This is a genomic window from Arthrobacter sp. Br18, from assembly GCF_000520555.1.
GTDB lineage: Bacteria > Actinomycetota > Actinomycetes > Actinomycetales > Micrococcaceae > Arthrobacter_D.
The window spans coordinates 1-15,232 of record NZ_KI914886.1; the positions used below are offsets into that span (position 1 = coordinate 1).

The following is a 15,232-nucleotide window of genomic DNA, read 5'->3' on the forward strand; positions in this document are numbered from 1 at the left end:
AACGGTCTTGCCGCCGCCCTCCACAAGAACTTTGGCGAGACCCATGCCGCGTAGAACCCCGAGCACTGCTGACGGATCGAAGCCACCTTTTCCCGTGCGCACCACGCTGACGTGACGGGCAAGATCGTCCGTCACCACGGTTTCCTCCGCGACCACCCAGATTGTCGGAGCGGCATCATCGGTCAGGACCTGGGCGGCGAGGGGAAGTGCCCCGCCCGGATCCAGAATAACGCGTGTCGGATTCGACCCGCGCACGGACTGGACGGTCAGCGTGCAATCGTCGGCGATAACGGTTCCCACGCCTACGACGACCGCGTCCATAAGAGCACGCAGCCTGTCGAGGTGTCCGTGGTCCTCCCCTGCTCCGGGAAAGCTGTCGTCCCCCGACCTGGAGGCGATGAACCCGTCGAGACTCTGCCGCAGGTGGGCCAACACCAGCGACCCCCGTGCCGCGGCAATGAACCCGTAGCGGTGTACGAGGTCTTCGTCGTCCACAGTGCCGGCCACCGGATGGGCGGAACCTGCAAGCAGTTGCTGCCAGACGTCGTCGTTCGCTGGCCGATCATGGCGCATGCGCGACCGCTTCGTTGCGAGGTAGGCCGCATTCTCGGCACGCTCGGGGACGGCGAGGCCACGCCGCTCCACCACCGTGATGCCGAGCTCCTCCAGCGCTTCCTGTTTGGCGGGATTGGCCGATAGGAGGCGGATTCTGAATACACCGAGGTCCTGCAGGATATCCGCGGCCTGGCTGTAATTGCGTGAATCGACCGGCAGCCCTAGCGAGGTGTTGGCGTCGACAGTGTCGACGCCGGCGTCCTGCAGCGCATAGGCCTTGAGCTTGGCGAGCAAACCGATGCCTCGACCCTCATGCCCCCGCACATAGACCAGCACGCCGTGACCCTCTTCGCTGATGGCATGAAGGGCAGCGTCGAGCTGTTCACCGCAGTCACAACGGTAGGAACCGAGGGCATCGCCGGTGAGGCACTCGGAGTGGACGCGCACCAGGGGTGCGTTGGAGCGGGCATTTCCGCGGGCGGAGACCTGCTCCTCATCGATGCCGCGCACCAGCGCGACGTGTTCGGTGTTGTCGGCGTCCCGGTAGCCCAGCAACCGGAACAGGCCGTACTTGGTGGGAAGCATCGTCTCGGCGACGCGCTCCACCGTGGCGGGCACGGAAACCGGATCTAACTGGGTGGGCATCTGTCTACCTTAATCGGGGATCACCGCGGACGCCGAAAAGCGTGACACCGAAGCTACTTGTGCAACGCTCGGAGCCGCTGCTTTATTGCTGCTTCCCCATGCGCGGCCACCTCATCACACGGCGACGACGGCGGCCGCCCGCGCAAGGACCGCACGGCAGGTCAGCAGCGCCGGCCGTTCCGCACTGGCTTTCCTCGCGGACGTGAAGATGGACCGACGCGGGCTCTCCGGGAGTTCGAACAGCTGTACCGTGGTCTCGCGGCCGGTCCACATCAGATCGGGCATGAGGCCTACCGCATTACCGGATTCGATCAAGCGGATTTGCGCCTGCAGGTCAGCTGTCTCGTAGCGTACATCGGGCTCGAATCCCGCAAGCCGGCAGGCCTGCTCGGCCCAGTGCCGTGAGGCAGCACCGCGGGGCTCCATGACCCACGCCGAGTCGGCGGCGTCGGCCACACTCCGGATCGTTCCGCCGTCCAGCCCGCTGCGAGGGACGGCCAGTCGGATGGCGTCAGTGGTCAGTGGAAGGTGATCCAGCTCGGCGTGCCGTGGTGCTGCATGCCCCGGATACTGCTCGGCGATAACGAGGTCGAAATCGCGGGCAAAGGTTTCATACAGCGCCGTCTCCGGCTCACGCTGCACCATTTCCACCCGCACGTCCGGGAACTCGCGCGTCATCATCGTTAGCGCGTCCGGCATGAGCGCCAGTGCCGCCGACTGGAAGACGGCAATTCTCACCGTTCCGGCCACTGTGGTCTGCGAGGCTGCGAGATCCGCCTCCGCCCGGTCGAGAGTCTCAAGAAGCGTGGCGGTGTGAGCCACCAGCACTTCGGCCTGCGGCGTCAGCATCACCCGCCGGCCACTTTTGCGCAGTAGCTCAACCCCCACCTCCTTCTCCAGCTGCGCCAGCTGCTGGGACACCGACGAGGGGCTATAGCGCAGGGCCGTTGCGACATCGGCGAGGGTGCCGCGAATCTTCAGTTCCCGCAGGAGTCGCAGCTTGCGGACGTCGAGCATGAAGTGTCCAATCCGTCAGTAAAAGTGAAGTCGATTCGTGGTTAAAGGCCACTTTTGCTAATCCTATGGCGCGTCCATACTGGAGGAAAGCGTTGCAGCCAAAAATCAAGGAAACAAGGAAACAAGGAATGTTTCCGGGTAGAAGATCGGACCCGCACTATGACGACCCAGCTCCCCAGCCCGCAGGAAATCACCCTCCCCTCCGCCGACGCGTTCGATACCGGAAAAGCGGGCACCCCCGCGAACCGGTCCGACATCACAGATCATCTCGCAGGAGAGGCCGTCGCCCTGGTGCGCCGCTGGCTCACTGAGGCCTCGCAGGTACCCGTGGACGCCTCCGCCCAGCAGCTCGCCGGCGTACTCAAGGACCCCAACGGCCTCGACTTCACGGTGGGCTTCGTGGACGGCATCATCCGTCCGGAGGACCTATCCGTCGCAGCCCGGAATCTGGCAGCCATCGCACCGAAGGTGCCCTCCTTCCTCCCCTGGTACATGCGCTCAGCGGTCAAGCTGGGGGCCGCCGTCGCCCCCGCACTGCCGCAGGTGGTCATTCCGATCGCCCGAAGGGTGCTGCGCGAGATGGTGGGCCACCTCATCATCGACGCGTCGGACAAAAAGCTCGGGCGCTCGATCGGCAAGATCCGCCGGAACGATATCCGGCTCAACGTCAACCTGCTCGGCGAGGCGGTGCTCGGTGAGAACGAGGCCGAACGGCGCCTCGACGGCACCCTGAAACTGCTGGCGCGGCCCGACGTCGACTACGTGTCAATCAAGGTGTCCTCCACCGTGTCCCCCCACTCCGCCTGGGCCTTCGAGGAGGCCGTCGAGCACGTGACGGACAAGCTGACCCCCCTGTATGAGCGCGCGGCAGCTGCCCCCACTCCGAAGTTCATCAACCTGGACATGGAGGAGTACAAGGACCTCGACCTGACGATCGCCGTCTTCACCAGCATTCTGGACAGGCCGGCCTTTCAGAACCTGGAAGCCGGCATCGTGCTGCAGGCTTACCTGCCCGACTCGCTCGCCGCCATGATCCGACTCCAGGAGTGGGCTGCGCGGCGGCGGTCACAGGGCGGTGCCGGAATCAAGGTCCGTGTGGTCAAGGGCGCCAACCTCCCCATGGAGCAGGTTGAGGCGTCCCTCCACGACTGGCCGCTCGCCACCTGGCGCTCCAAGCAGGAATCGGACACCCACTACAAGCGCGTGCTGAATTACGCGCTGCACCCGGACCGCATCGCCAACGTCCGCATCGGCGTCGCCGGGCACAACCTCTTCGACCTTGCCTTCGCCTGGCTGCTCGCCGGCGAGCGCGGAGTGCGTCACGGCATCGAGTTCGAGATGCTTCTCGGAATGGCTCAGGGCCAGGCCGAAGCTGTCAAGAAGGACGTCGGCTCGCTGCTGCTCTACACCCCGGTGGTGCACCCGAAGGAGTTCGACGTCGCCATCGCCTACCTGATCCGCCGCCTCGAGGAGGGTGCGAGCCAGGAGAACTTCATGTCGGCGGTCTTCGAACTGTCGGAGAATGAAGCGCTCTTCGCCCGCGAGGAACAGCGGTTCCGGTCATCGCTCGATGCGCTGGACACCTCAGTGCCGGGACCGAACCGGACCCAGGACCGCAACCAGCCTGAATCGCCTTCGCCCGTGACCAGCTTTGCAAACACGCCGGACACCGACCCTTCACTCCCTTCGAACCGCGACTGGGGCCGTGCTGTACTTGGGCGCGTGGAAATCTCCGACCTGGGCAAGGCCCTCGTCGAATCGACTACCCTGACCGAGCCTGCCCGGTTGGACGCCGTCATCAGCGAAGCCCTCACCGCAGCCACCACTTGGGGCCGCCTGACCGGAGCCGAGCGCGCGGTCATCCTGCACCGCGCCGGTGACGCGCTGGCAGCACGGCGGGCCGACCTCATGGAGGTCATGGCCTCGGAAACGGGCAAAACGCTCGATCAATCGGATCCCGAAATCTCCGAGGCAATCGACTTCGCGCACTTCTATGCCGAGCAAGCCCGCGGGCTTGACGACGTCGACGGCGCCATCTTCGTCCCGTCGAATCTCACCGTCGTCACTCCCCCGTGGAACTTCCCCGTAGCCATCCCGGCCGGGTCCACGCTCGCCGCGCTCGCCGCCGGTTCCTCAGTAATCATCAAGCCCGCCACGCAGGCTCGGCGCAGCGGATCGGTGATGGTCGAGGCCCTGTGGGAGGCGGGCGTTCCCCGCGGCGTCCTGCACCTGGTCCAGCTGGACGAAAATGCGCTCGGCACCCAGTTGATCTCGGACCCCCGGGTGGACCGCGTCATCCTGACAGGGGGGTACGAAACCGCAGAGCTTTTCAGGTCCTTCCGCGAGGATCTTCCCCTGCTGGCGGAGACCTCGGGGAAGAACTCGATCATCGTCACACCCAGTGCCGACTTCGACCTCGCGGCCAGGGACGTTGCCTACTCGGCCTTCGGCCATGCCGGCCAGAAGTGCTCTGCGGCCTCGCTCGTGATCCTGGTGGGAAGCGTCCGGGACTCGCGGCGGTTCCGCAACCAGCTCGTGGACGCCGTGACCTCACTGAAGGTGGGCTACCCCTCGGATCCGACCACGCAGATGGGTCCGATTATCGAACCTGCTGCCGGCAAGCTCCTTGACGGCCTCACCACCCTCGCCGAGGGCGAGATGTGGCTGGTGGAACCGCACCGGCTCGATGAGTCGGGGCGCCTCTGGAGTCCGGGCGTCCGCACCGGCGTCAAGCGCGGCTCGACGTACCACCTGACCGAGTACTTCGGCCCGATCCTCGGAGTGATGACGGCCGAAACCCTCGAGGAAGCCATCGCCATTCAGAACGACGTGGACTACGGCCTCACTGCAGGCCTCCATTCGCTCAGCCGATCCGAGATCGAGGCGTGGATCGACAGCGTTCAGGCCGGCAACCTCTACGTGAACCGCAGCATCACCGGTGCGATCGTCCAGCGCCAGCCCTTCGGCGGCTGGAAGAAGTCAGCTGTGGGTGCGGGCACCAAGGCCGGCGGGCCCAATTACCTGATGGGCCTCGGTTGCTGGGAAACGCGCGTGTCCACCGTATCTGCCGAGCCGGTTCCGGCCGCGCAGCCGATCCTCGAGGCGGCAGCGACGGCAGCGCAGGAGCTCGGGCTCGACGACGGCGACCTCGCGTTCCTGCAGCGCTCCGCCGCCTCCGATGCCACGGCCTGGGCATCCGAGTTCGGCGCCGTGAAGGACGTGTCAGCCTTGTCCGCCGAACGCAATGTGCTGCGCTACCTGCCGCTGCCCGTCACCGTGAGGCTTTCCGAGGGTGAACCGGTGGCAGCACTTCTCCGGGTGCTTCTGGCTGCGGCTTCGGCAGGCTCGAGGGTGCGCGTCTCCAGCGCCACCGAGCTGACGGGCGCCCTCAACACAGCGGTGCGCGGTCTGGCAGCCGAGGTGAGCGTGGAGAACGACGACACCTGGCTCGCCTCTGCGGCGCAGCACGACGCCGGCCGGATCCGGCTCATCGGAGGCAACGGCAAAGCGTTGGCTGCGGCGACCAGGGGCAGGCCGGATATTGCTGTCTACTCCCAGCCTGTTACCGAGGGCGGCCGGGTTGAACTGCTACCCTTCCTGCACGAGCAGGCGGTCAGCATCACCGCCCACCGCTTCGGCACGCCCTGTGAATTGGCGGACGGCGTGGTTCAGGGCCCGCCGGCTTAGTTTAGGGGCTACGGCGTGGTTCAGGCCGGACGGCGTGGTCTAGGAGCCGACGGCGTGGTCTAGGCCGGACGGCGTGGTCTAGGAGCCGACGGCGTGGTCAGTGCGGGTGGAATCGTCCGCTTCGGCAACCGGATCTGAAGGGGAAGAACAATGTCATTCCAGGCCTATCTCGACGCGATTGAGGAAAAGACCGGGCTTACGCCCCGTGAGCTGGTCAGGCAGGCGCAGGATCGCGGCTTCCACGACCCCTCCACCCCAGCAGGGACGATCGTGGCCTGGTTGAAAGAGGACTACGGGCTCGGTCGGGGACATGCGATGGCACTTGTCCACGTGGTGAAGAACGGTCCGAGGATCGGGGACAGGCATGTCGGCTCGGGCGGGTCCCACAGTGATGCTTCCGGCGAACTGTGGCTCGACGGTAAGGCTACGAAACCCGCAGGCCCGTAGTCGGAACCGGTAGTGAGCTCCCGGTTCCTGCAGGGCCGGCGCCAGATGCCCGGAAGCCGGCCCAGGAGGCCGTTGTCTGGTTGATAGGGTCGACGCCATGGCCGACTACGATCCTCGCCTTGTGCAGCTGTACGACTCCGACAACCCCGACGGCGCCGATTCCGACTTCTTCCGTTCGCTCGCGGATGATCTGGACGCGCGCAAGGTGGTGGATCTGGGGTGTGGAACCGGACTCCTCACCGTCACGTTCAGCACAGCGGGTCGCGACGTCGTCGGGATCGACCCTTCGCCGGCGATGCTCGGCGCCGCGCGCGCCCGCCGGGGAGCGGAGAACGTGTCCTGGGTCCTGGGAGACTCGCGGGACATCGGCGACGCACAGGCCGATCTTGTCGTGATGAGCGGCAACGTAGCACAGCACATCACAGGGAAGGCATGGCACCAGGCACTGAGGGATATCCGGAACGGACTCCTCCCAGGGGGAACCCTTGCTTTCGAGCGCCGCAATCCATTGGCCCGGGCTTGGGAGCAGTGGACCAGGGAAAACACCTATGGAACCCGGAACACCGCGATCGGCGAGCTTGTCGAGTGGTACGAAGTGACTTCGGTTGACCGGAGGGGTGATGTCTCCTTCACCAGCCACAACCTCCTGACCGCCTCGGGTGGAGAGAAACCGGAGGCCATTACCGAACACCTCACCCTGTCCTTCCTGGGCAGGGAAGAAGTAAGCGCCGACCTGGAAGCCTCGGGTTTCCACCTCACCGGCATCTGGAGCGGCTGGCACCGGGAACCGATGGAAGCCGAAAGTCCGCTGATGGTCTTCGAAGCGCGGCGGCAGTAGCAGCAGCCAGCCCACAGCGCAACCAACGGGTGAACGATCCGACGATCCACACCTGGGTTCCCGTGAAAGAATCGCGGAGGGCAATCGCCCCACTCCGCCACGTCCGGAAGCAGCACGTCATGCCTTCAGCCCTGTCCAGCCGCGTCGCCGTGTGGCGGACGCGCACCGTACCGCTGGTGCCGGGGCTGGGCGTCGTGGCAGCAGGGGTAGCAGTCTCGGTGTGGCTGGGTGCTCTCCAGTCCGTGCTCGGTTCCCTGGTCATCGCCCTGATGCTCGGCGTGCTGCTCGGCAACTCCGGCCTGTATACGATGGCCCTCCGGCCGGGCGTGAAGGCCGGAACCAAGAAGCTCCTCCGCGCCGGCGTCGTCCTGCTGGGCCTTCAGCTTGCCCTGCCGGACATCCTGGCACTGGGATTCGAGGTGCTCGCCCTGATTGTTGCGTGCGTGGTGATGAGCTTTGTCTTCACCCTCCACGTGGGGATGCGCCTGGGTCTCACGCGAGCTGGTGCCACACTGATGGCCGCAGGGTTCTCCATTTGCGGCGCCTCGGCCGTCGCAGGCCTCCAGGGCATCGTGAACGCCGACGACGACGAGACCGCCAGCGCGGTCGCGATGGTCACCCTGTACGGATCTGTGATGATACTTGCCCTCCCTGTCCTCAATGGGCTGCTCGGTTTGAGCGATGACAGCTTCGGGATGTGGTCTGGCCTTGCCATCCACGAGGTGGCGCAGGTCGTGGCCGCCGCCGGCACCGCCGGAGCGACCGCGCTCGCCGTCGCCACGGTGATCAAGCTGGGGCGCGTGCTCATGCTCGCACCCGTGGCCGCTGTGACGTCCCTCAGCGAACGACGGCGTCCTGCCGCCGGCGACCACGAGGAAAGTACAGCGGCCCGGACAGGAAAGGCTGCCACCCACACCCCGATGATTCCGTTCTTCGTGCTGGGCTTCCTCGCCATGGTGGCCCTGCGGTCGACCGGTCTGGTGCCCCAACCCGCCCTGCAGACAGCGTCCGTTGCGGCGACCCTGCTCCTTGCAGCCGGGATGTTCGGACTTGGAGCCGGGATCGATATCCGCCAGCTCGTGAGGACCGGCCGTCGTGCGGTGATGGTGGGCGCCCTGTCCACCATCTTCCTGGCAGGCATCTCCCTGGCGGGCGTGCTGCTGGTATCACCGACGTGAGGTGCCGATGACGGTGCGAACCGAACTCGAACCCGGCGTGGCGGTTCCCCGCTTCCAGCAGGCTGTTCCACCCCGCCGGATCCCGGTCACCCGACCGGATGTGAGCCCCTACCGGCGGACGATCGAGGGAGCATGATCTTCCCGGTCGCAGCCTACCGAAGGCCTGTGGTCCGGCTCAATGCGAGGCCGATGAGTTCATCAATGAGGTCCGTGTACCCGAGACCCGACTTCGCCCACATCTGCGGATACATGCTGATCGGGGTGAAGCCGGGCATCGTGTTGATCTCGTTGATCACCAGCGCCCCTGACGGTGTGTAGAAGAAGTCCACCCGGGAAAGTCCCTCCGCGCCCACGGCGTCGAACGCCTGACCTGCGAGGGTGCGCACCCGCGCCGTGACGTCGTCGGGCAGGTCCGCCGGGCAGCTGAGCTCGGCAGCACCGCGGTCCACATACTTCGCCTCGAAGTCATACCATTCGTGATCTCCCGGCTGCACGGCAACCTCACCGGGAAGCGATGTGCGGGGATCGTCGGTGCCGCGCCCCTGAAGTACGGCGACCTCGATCTCGCGGCCGACGATGCCGGCCTCGACAATGACTTTCGGATCGAAGGTCCGGGCGAACTCCACCGCTGCTGCAAGCTCCTCCACCCGTTCCACCCTGGTGATGCCCATCGAGGATCCGGCACGGGCGGGCTTGACGAAGACGGGGAAACCGAGTGCCGCCGCCCGCTCCAGGCACGCTGCGGTGTTCCCGTTCCACTGCCGGTCCGTGAGCACCTCGTACGGTCCGACGTCGAGCCCCGCGGCGGCGAAGACCACCTTCATGAAGTGCTTGTCCATGCCGACGGCCGAGGCCAGCACACCTGCGCCCACGTAGCGGATATCTGCCATCTCCAGCATGCCCTGCAGTGTGCCGTCCTCCCCGAATGGTCCATGCAACAGGGGCAGCACCACGTCCACGCCGCCGAGGCTGCGCGTCACGGCATCGGGCGCCGTGAGGAGGAGTTCCTGCCCCCCGGCTGCGTCCGGACCTGGCGCGGTACCCATCACCACAGATTCCGCTGACGCCGGCACCTCGGGAAGGGTGTCGGAGCGGAGCGACCAGAGGGCGGGGTCGGCAGCGACCAGCGACCACTGGCCGTTCCGCGCGATGCCGACGGGGAGGACGTCGTACTTCTGCCGGTCGATCGCCTGGAGGACACCGGCAGCAGTGACGCAGCTGACGGCATGTTCGCTCGATCGGCCTCCGAAGAGGACAAGGACGCGTGGCTTGCGTGGCGGGACGGCGACGGCAGGGTTTGTCACAGGGAGTGTTCGCCTTCCGGCTTGAGGTCGCGGGCCAACAGGCGGGGCCCCAGGTCGTCGACGGAGATGGCGCCCTGCAGGACGGCCACCACGTTGTCGGTGATGGGCATGTCAACGCCGAGGTGGGTCGCGAGGTCGAGCACCGCCTGGGCCGACTTGATCCCCTCCGCCGTCTGGTTCATCCGCACGGTCACCTGATCCAGGGTGAGGCCCTGGCCCAGCAGGTGCCCGGCGGTGTGGTTGCGAGACAGCGCCGAGGAGCAGGTGGCGATGAGATCGCCCATGCCGGCCAGCCCGGCGAGTGTCTCCGCCTTGCCTCCGAGGGCCACTGCCAGGCGCGTCGTCTCCGCGAGCCCGCGCGTGATGACCGAGGCCTTGGTGTTGTCCCCCATCCGCCGTCCTTCACAGATCCCGACGGCCAGCGCAATGACGTTCTTGACGATTCCGCCGATCTCCACGCCCACCACGTCGGTGGAGGTGTACGGGCGGAAATAGGTGGCGGTGCAGGCCGCAGCGATCCACGAGGCGACATCGTGGTCGGGACAGGCCACCACCGAGGCGGTCGGCTCCCGGCGCGCGATCTCGAGGGCGAGGTTGGGCCCTGAAACGACGGCGATGCGGTCCTCCGGCAGGCCGAACTCCTGGGCGATCACCTCACTCATCCGCGCGTCGGTTCCTACCTCGAGGCCCTTCATGAGGGATACGACGACGACGCCTGCGGGCAGGAGCGGCTTCCAGCCGGCCAGTTGCGGCCGAAGCGACTGTGCCGGCACCGCGAGGACCACGAGCTCGGCGTTCTCGAGCACCTCGGCAACGTCGGCCGACGAGGTGAGGTTCGCCGGAAGTACTGTGTCGCCGAGGTATCTGCTGTTGCGGTGGAAGCTGTTGATCTCCTCCGCCACCTCGGGGCGGCGTGCCCAGAGACGGACACGGCAGTCACTCGAGGCGTCTGCAAGGACTTTTGCGAAGGTGGTTCCCCAGCTTCCCGCTCCCAGGACTGCGACACGCACAGGCCGGCTTGTCACGCAGTGCCCTCGCCGTGCGCCCGGGGATCCCGGCCTGTCCGTTTCTGCGGCTGCGCGCTTGCATCCCACCGCTGTGCGGGGGGCTTTTCCTGGCGCAGCTCCGCCAGCAGAACCGTGATGGCATCGAGGATCTTGTTGGTCGCGGCGTCGAGTGTGGCCCGCGTGATGGGTAGGCCGTCAAATTCGCTGAGATCCACCGGCTCCCCGACGGTCACTTTGGAGGTCTTCCGCGGGAACAGGTGAAGGCGCTTCGCATAGGGCGGAAACACTTCGTGGGCACCCCAGTGCGCCATGGGCACCACCGGGGCTTTCGTCTGAAGGGCGAGCCGCGCGGCCCCGGTGTGCCCCTTCATGGGCCACATCTCGGGATCCCGCGTCAGCGTGCCCTCAGGGTAGATGATGATGCCACCACCGCTTGCCAGGGCGGCCCGGGCGGCCTCGAGCGACTTGTTGGCGCCCGCCGTCGTCCGCTCCACCGGCACCTGTCCGATGGTGCGCAGGAGCGAACCCATCACGGGTACGCGGAAGAGTGATGCCTTCGCCAAAAATCGCGGCATGACACCCTGGTTGAACAGGTAGTGCGAAACAATCAGCGGGTCGATCTCCGTGACATGGTTCGGGCACACGATGAAGCCGGAATTCCGTGGGAGCCTCTCCGCGCCCTGCCATTCCTTACGCATCATCAGGTTCAGGGTGGGCCGTACCACCACGCCGAGAATGCTGAAGATAACGCGCGAAGCAGCTGTTTCGGTCATGACTGCCAACGTACCCTAGGAAATTGCCGCGGCCACAGCCGGGGCATCCTCCGTCAGGTCGAAGTCGGCTCCGAGACCCTCCAGCTTGTCCTGGAAGCGTTCGTAGCCCCGGTTGATCAGTTCGATCCCCGTCACCCGTGAGACCCCGTCTGCAGCGAGGGCCGCGATGAGGTGGCTGAAACCACCCCGGAGGTCGGGGATGTCGATATCAGCGCCGCGCAGCTGCGCAGGCCCGGAGATGACGGCGGAGTGGAGGAAGTTGCGCTGCCCGAAACGGCAGGGGACGCTGCCGAGGCACTCGCGGTGGACCTGGATGTTCGCACCCATCCGGATCAGCGCTTCGGTGAAGCCGAACCGGTTCTCATACACGGTTTCATGGACGATCGAAACACCTGCGGCCTGGGTCAGCGCGACCACGAGGGGCTGCTGCCAGTCCGTCATGAAGCCCGGGTGGACGTCGGTCTCGAGGACCAGCGGCTTGAGTGGTCCTCCCGGGTGGTAGAAGCGGATGCCCTCGTCGTCCACGTCGAACGCCCCGCCGATTTTCCGGTAGGTGTTGAGGAATGCGGTGAGGTCGAGCTGGCGTGCACCCTCGACGTAGATGTCGCCCTTGGTGACCAGTGCCGCCGATGCCCACGATGCCGTCTCGTTGCGGTCCGAGATGGCCTTATGGTTGTACCCAGCCAGCTCCTCGACGCCCTCGATGCGGATGACGCGGTCCGTCTGGACCGTGATGATGGCTCCCATTTTTTGAAGCACCGCGATCAGGTCCATGATCTCGGGCTCGACGGCGGCACCTGACAGTTCGGTGATGCCCTCGGCCCGTATCGCGGTCAGGAGGACCTGCTCCGTGGCACCGACGCTGGGGTAGGGAAGGTTGACCTTGGCGCCGTGAAGACCCTTCGGCGCCGAGATCGAGATTCCGCCGGGGCGCTTGTCCACCACGGCTCCGAAGTTTCGCAGCACCGCAAGGTGATAGTCGATGGGCCGGTCGCCGATCTTGCAGCCACCGAGGTCCGGGATGAACGCTTCGCCGATGCTGTGCATCAGGGGCCCACAGAGCAGGATCGGAATCCGGGAATCCCCGGCATGGGCGTCGATGTCCTTGGACTGGGCCATCTTGGCTTCACGCGGATCCATGGTGAGGTCGCCCGTCACCGGGTCCTTCGTCACCTCCACGCCGTGCAGCTTCAACAGACTCGTGACGACGTCGACGTCCTTGATCTCCGGAACGTTGCGGAGCACTGACGGCGTACTGCCGAGCAGGGAGGCAACCATCGCTTTCGGCACCAGGTTCTTGGCACCGCGAACGGAAACCTTCCCTGTCAGTGGAACTCCACCGCGGATTGTCAGAACGCTACCCATCAATACCTATTCCTCATACGTGAAAATCCCCAGCGCGCGCAAATGCTTATCCAAGCATAGGGGTAACAACAGAAATGCGGGGGCACGTGTCCCGGCCCTCGCCTATCCTCTCAACAACCCCCGAGCCGCCGGGATTCCCGATGAAAGGAAGATCACAGGCGGCAAGTGGGCGCCCGACGGAGTGGTTCCACCTCCGTGTCCTGCACCGCCAGGCTCAGCCCTGCAGGAGCGCCGGCAGGGTGGTCGGTTTGTGGGCGGGCCGCCGACCCTCGAATGCGGTGATGTCTTCCTCGTGGCGAAGGGTCAGGCCGATGTCGTCGAGGCCCTCCAAAAGGCGCCAGCGCGTATAGTCATCGATCTGGAAGGGAGCGGTGACGCTCCCGCAGACCGCCGTCCGTGCCTCAAGGTCGACCGTGACTTCAGCGCCCGGCTCATTGTCGAGGACCTTCCAGATCAGTTCGATGTCGTCCTGCAGGAGCTGGGCGGCAACGAGTCCCTGCTTGCCCGAGTTGCCGCGGAAGATATCGGCGAAGCGGGAGGACAGCACGGCCTTGAAGCCGAAGTCCTTAAGCGCCCAGACGGCGTGCTCGCGCGAGGAGCCCGTGCCGAAGTCGGGTCCTGCCACGAGCACGGAGGCCCTGGTGTACGGCTCGCGGTTGAGGATGAAGTTCCCGTCCTTCCGCCACTCGGCGAAGAGTGCGTCCTCGAAGCCGGTGCGCGTGATCCGCTTGAGGTACACCGCCGGAATGATCTGGTCGGTGTCCACATTGCTCTGACGCAGCGGCACTCCGATCCCGGTGTGAGTGGTGATCTTTTCCATGTCGTTCCCCTAAACAGCGGTGGTAGCGGAGGCGGCCGGCCGAAGCGCCACGGGCGGCGGGACAGGATCAAGGTCCGACGGCGAACTCAGGGTGCCACGCACCGCCGTCGCAGCAGCCACCACGGGAGAGACGAGGTGGGTGCGTCCGCCCTTGCCCTGGCGTCCCTCGAAGTTGCGGTTCGAGGTCGAGGCGCACCGCTCCCCCGGCGCGAGCTGGTCAGGATTCATTCCGAGGCACATGGAGCACCCGGCGAAGCGCCATTCGGCTCCGAAGTCCTTGAAGACCTGGTCCAGCCCCTCGGCTTCGGCTTCGAGTCGCACCCGGGCCGACCCGGGCACCACCATCATGCGGATCGCCGGGTCCTTGGTCCGGCCCCGGATGATATCGGCCGCGATCCTTAGATCCTCGATGCGGCTGTTCGTGCATGAACCCAGGAAAACCGTGTCCACGCGGATGTCCTTCATGGGGGTGCGCGGCGCCAGCGCCATGTACTCCAGGGCGCGCTCGCAGGCGGCGCGGTCATTCTCGTCGGCAAAATCTTCCGGGGCAGGAATCGACTGAGAGAGTGAAACGCCCTGGCCCGGGTTGGTACCCCAGGTGACGAACGGCTCGAGGTCATCGGCGTCGAGGAACACCTCCGCGTCGAAGACGGCGTCGTCGTCCGTCCGCAGTTCCCGCCAGTCTGCGACGGCGGCATCCCAGTGCTCGCCCTTCGGCGAGTGGGGACGGTCCTTGAGATAATCGAACGTCGTGTCATCGGGAGCCACCATGCCCGCCCGGGCACCCGCTTCGATCGACATGTTGCAGACGGTCATGCGCGCTTCCATCGACAGCGCGCGAATGGCCGATCCGCGGAATTCGAGCACGTAGCCCTGACCCCCACCGGTCCCGATCTTCGCGATGATCGCCAGGATGATGTCCTTGGAGGTGACGCCGGGCTTCAGGGTGCCTTCCACCGTGATGCCCATGGTCCGAAACGGCTTGAGCGACAGCGTCTGCGTGGCCATCACGTGCTCCACCTCGGAGGTGCCGATCCCCATGGCAAGCGCGCCGAAGGCGCCGTGGGTGGAGGTGTGGGAGTCACCGCAGACCACGGTGAGCCCCGGTTGCGTGAGACCGAGCTGTGGGCCGATGATGTGGACGATCCCCTGTTCGGCGTCTCCCAGCGAATGCAGCCGGATTCCGAATTCGCGGCAGTTGCTGCGAAGCGTCTCGATCTGGGTGCGGCTGGTGAGGTCGGCGATGGGCTTGTCGATGTCGAGCGTCGGCGTGTTGTGGTCCTCGGTGGCGATGGTGAGGTCCGGCCTGCGCAGCGGCCGCCCGGCAAGCCGGAGCCCCTCGAAGGCCTGCGGGGACGTGACCTCGTGGACGAGATGCAGGTCGATATACAGGAGATCAGGCTGCGCCTCGGAACCTACGACGTCGCCCTTGCGGACGACATGCGATTCCCAGACTTTCTCGGCAAGTGTCTTTCCCATGTGCTTTCCTTCGTTCTTCCCTGGCCTCATCGCGATCACTGTCCTGCTGCGAGGCTGATCGGGCTCGTTATCCTACTGAAGCAGCGCAAGGACGGATCCCGCCAGTCCCACGGCTTT

12 protein-coding genes are annotated in these 15,232 nt (G+C 65.9%); 4 read left to right on the top strand and 8 right to left on the bottom strand.

Features of this window, described 5'->3' with window-relative positions; translation table 11 throughout:
- Positions 1-1,200, bottom strand: a 1,200-nt coding sequence (gene ribA / locus Y704_RS23580; protein ID WP_081747687.1) for a GTP cyclohydrolase II, incomplete at its 3' end; no start/stop codon positions are given.
- Positions 1,201-1,314: 114 nt separating this feature from the next.
- A complete protein-coding gene (locus Y704_RS0114865; RefSeq protein WP_026550703.1) occupies positions 1,315-2,217 on the bottom strand; it encodes a LysR family transcriptional regulator in 903 nt (300 codons plus the stop codon).
- Positions 2,218-2,376: 159 nt separating this feature from the next.
- Here Y704_RS0114865 and Y704_RS0114870 point away from each other — a divergent pair, with 159 nt between their 5' ends.
- The 4 genes from Y704_RS0114870 (at position 2,377) to Y704_RS0114885 (ending at position 8,367) form a co-directional block, all read left to right on the top strand.
- Positions 2,377-5,904, top strand: coding sequence for a bifunctional proline dehydrogenase/L-glutamate gamma-semialdehyde dehydrogenase (locus tag Y704_RS0114870; RefSeq protein ID WP_081747688.1), 3,528 nt, complete (start codon positions 2,377-2,379; stop codon positions 5,902-5,904).
- A gap of 150 nt (positions 5,905-6,054) precedes the next feature.
- Positions 6,055-6,351 carry a DUF4287 domain-containing protein gene (locus Y704_RS0114875; protein ID WP_026550705.1) on the top strand — a complete coding sequence of 99 codons (297 nt, stop codon included), beginning with the start codon at positions 6,055-6,057 and terminating at the stop codon, positions 6,349-6,351.
- A 97-nt stretch (positions 6,352-6,448) separates the two neighbouring features.
- Positions 6,449-7,189 (top strand): class I SAM-dependent methyltransferase, encoded by a 741-nt coding sequence (locus tag Y704_RS0114880; protein WP_026550706.1) that lies wholly within the window; start codon positions 6,449-6,451, stop codon positions 7,187-7,189.
- Positions 7,190-7,308: 119 nt separating this feature from the next.
- Positions 7,309-8,367 carry a YeiH family protein gene (locus Y704_RS0114885; RefSeq protein WP_035772970.1) on the top strand — a complete coding sequence of 353 codons (1,059 nt, stop codon included), beginning with the start codon at positions 7,309-7,311 and terminating at the stop codon, positions 8,365-8,367.
- A gap of 152 nt (positions 8,368-8,519) precedes the next feature.
- Here Y704_RS0114885 and Y704_RS0114895 read toward each other — a convergent pair whose 3' ends face one another.
- From Y704_RS0114895 to leuC, 6 genes are all read right to left on the bottom strand, one after another.
- Positions 8,520-9,671 (bottom strand): D-alanine--D-alanine ligase family protein, encoded by a 1,152-nt coding sequence (locus Y704_RS0114895; protein ID WP_026550708.1) that lies wholly within the window; start codon positions 9,669-9,671, stop codon positions 8,520-8,522.
- On the bottom strand, positions 9,668-10,681 hold the full coding sequence (locus Y704_RS0114900) for an NAD(P)H-dependent glycerol-3-phosphate dehydrogenase (RefSeq protein ID WP_253904362.1): 1,014 nt from the start codon (positions 10,679-10,681) through the stop codon (positions 9,668-9,670). The genes Y704_RS0114895 and Y704_RS0114900 overlap by 4 nt, the downstream gene beginning before the upstream one ends.
- Positions 10,682-10,692: 11 nt before the next feature.
- Complete coding sequence (locus tag Y704_RS0114905; RefSeq protein ID WP_026550710.1) at positions 10,693-11,451, bottom strand: lysophospholipid acyltransferase family protein; 759 nt, start codon at positions 11,449-11,451, stop codon at positions 10,693-10,695.
- Between the two features lie 15 nt (positions 11,452-11,466).
- On the bottom strand, positions 11,467-12,816 hold the full coding sequence (gene murA, locus Y704_RS0114910) for a UDP-N-acetylglucosamine 1-carboxyvinyltransferase (protein WP_026550711.1): 1,350 nt from the start codon (positions 12,814-12,816) through the stop codon (positions 11,467-11,469).
- A gap of 214 nt (positions 12,817-13,030) precedes the next feature.
- Positions 13,031-13,636, bottom strand: coding sequence for a 3-isopropylmalate dehydratase small subunit (gene leuD / locus Y704_RS0114915; RefSeq protein WP_026550712.1), 606 nt, complete (start codon positions 13,634-13,636; stop codon positions 13,031-13,033).
- Positions 13,637-13,645: 9 nt separating this feature from the next.
- The gene (gene leuC, locus Y704_RS0114920; protein WP_026550713.1) at positions 13,646-15,115 is read right to left on the bottom strand and encodes a 3-isopropylmalate dehydratase large subunit; all 1,470 of its coding nucleotides are present in this window, start codon (positions 15,113-15,115) and stop codon (positions 13,646-13,648) included.
- Positions 15,116-15,232: the final 117 nt, after the last annotated feature.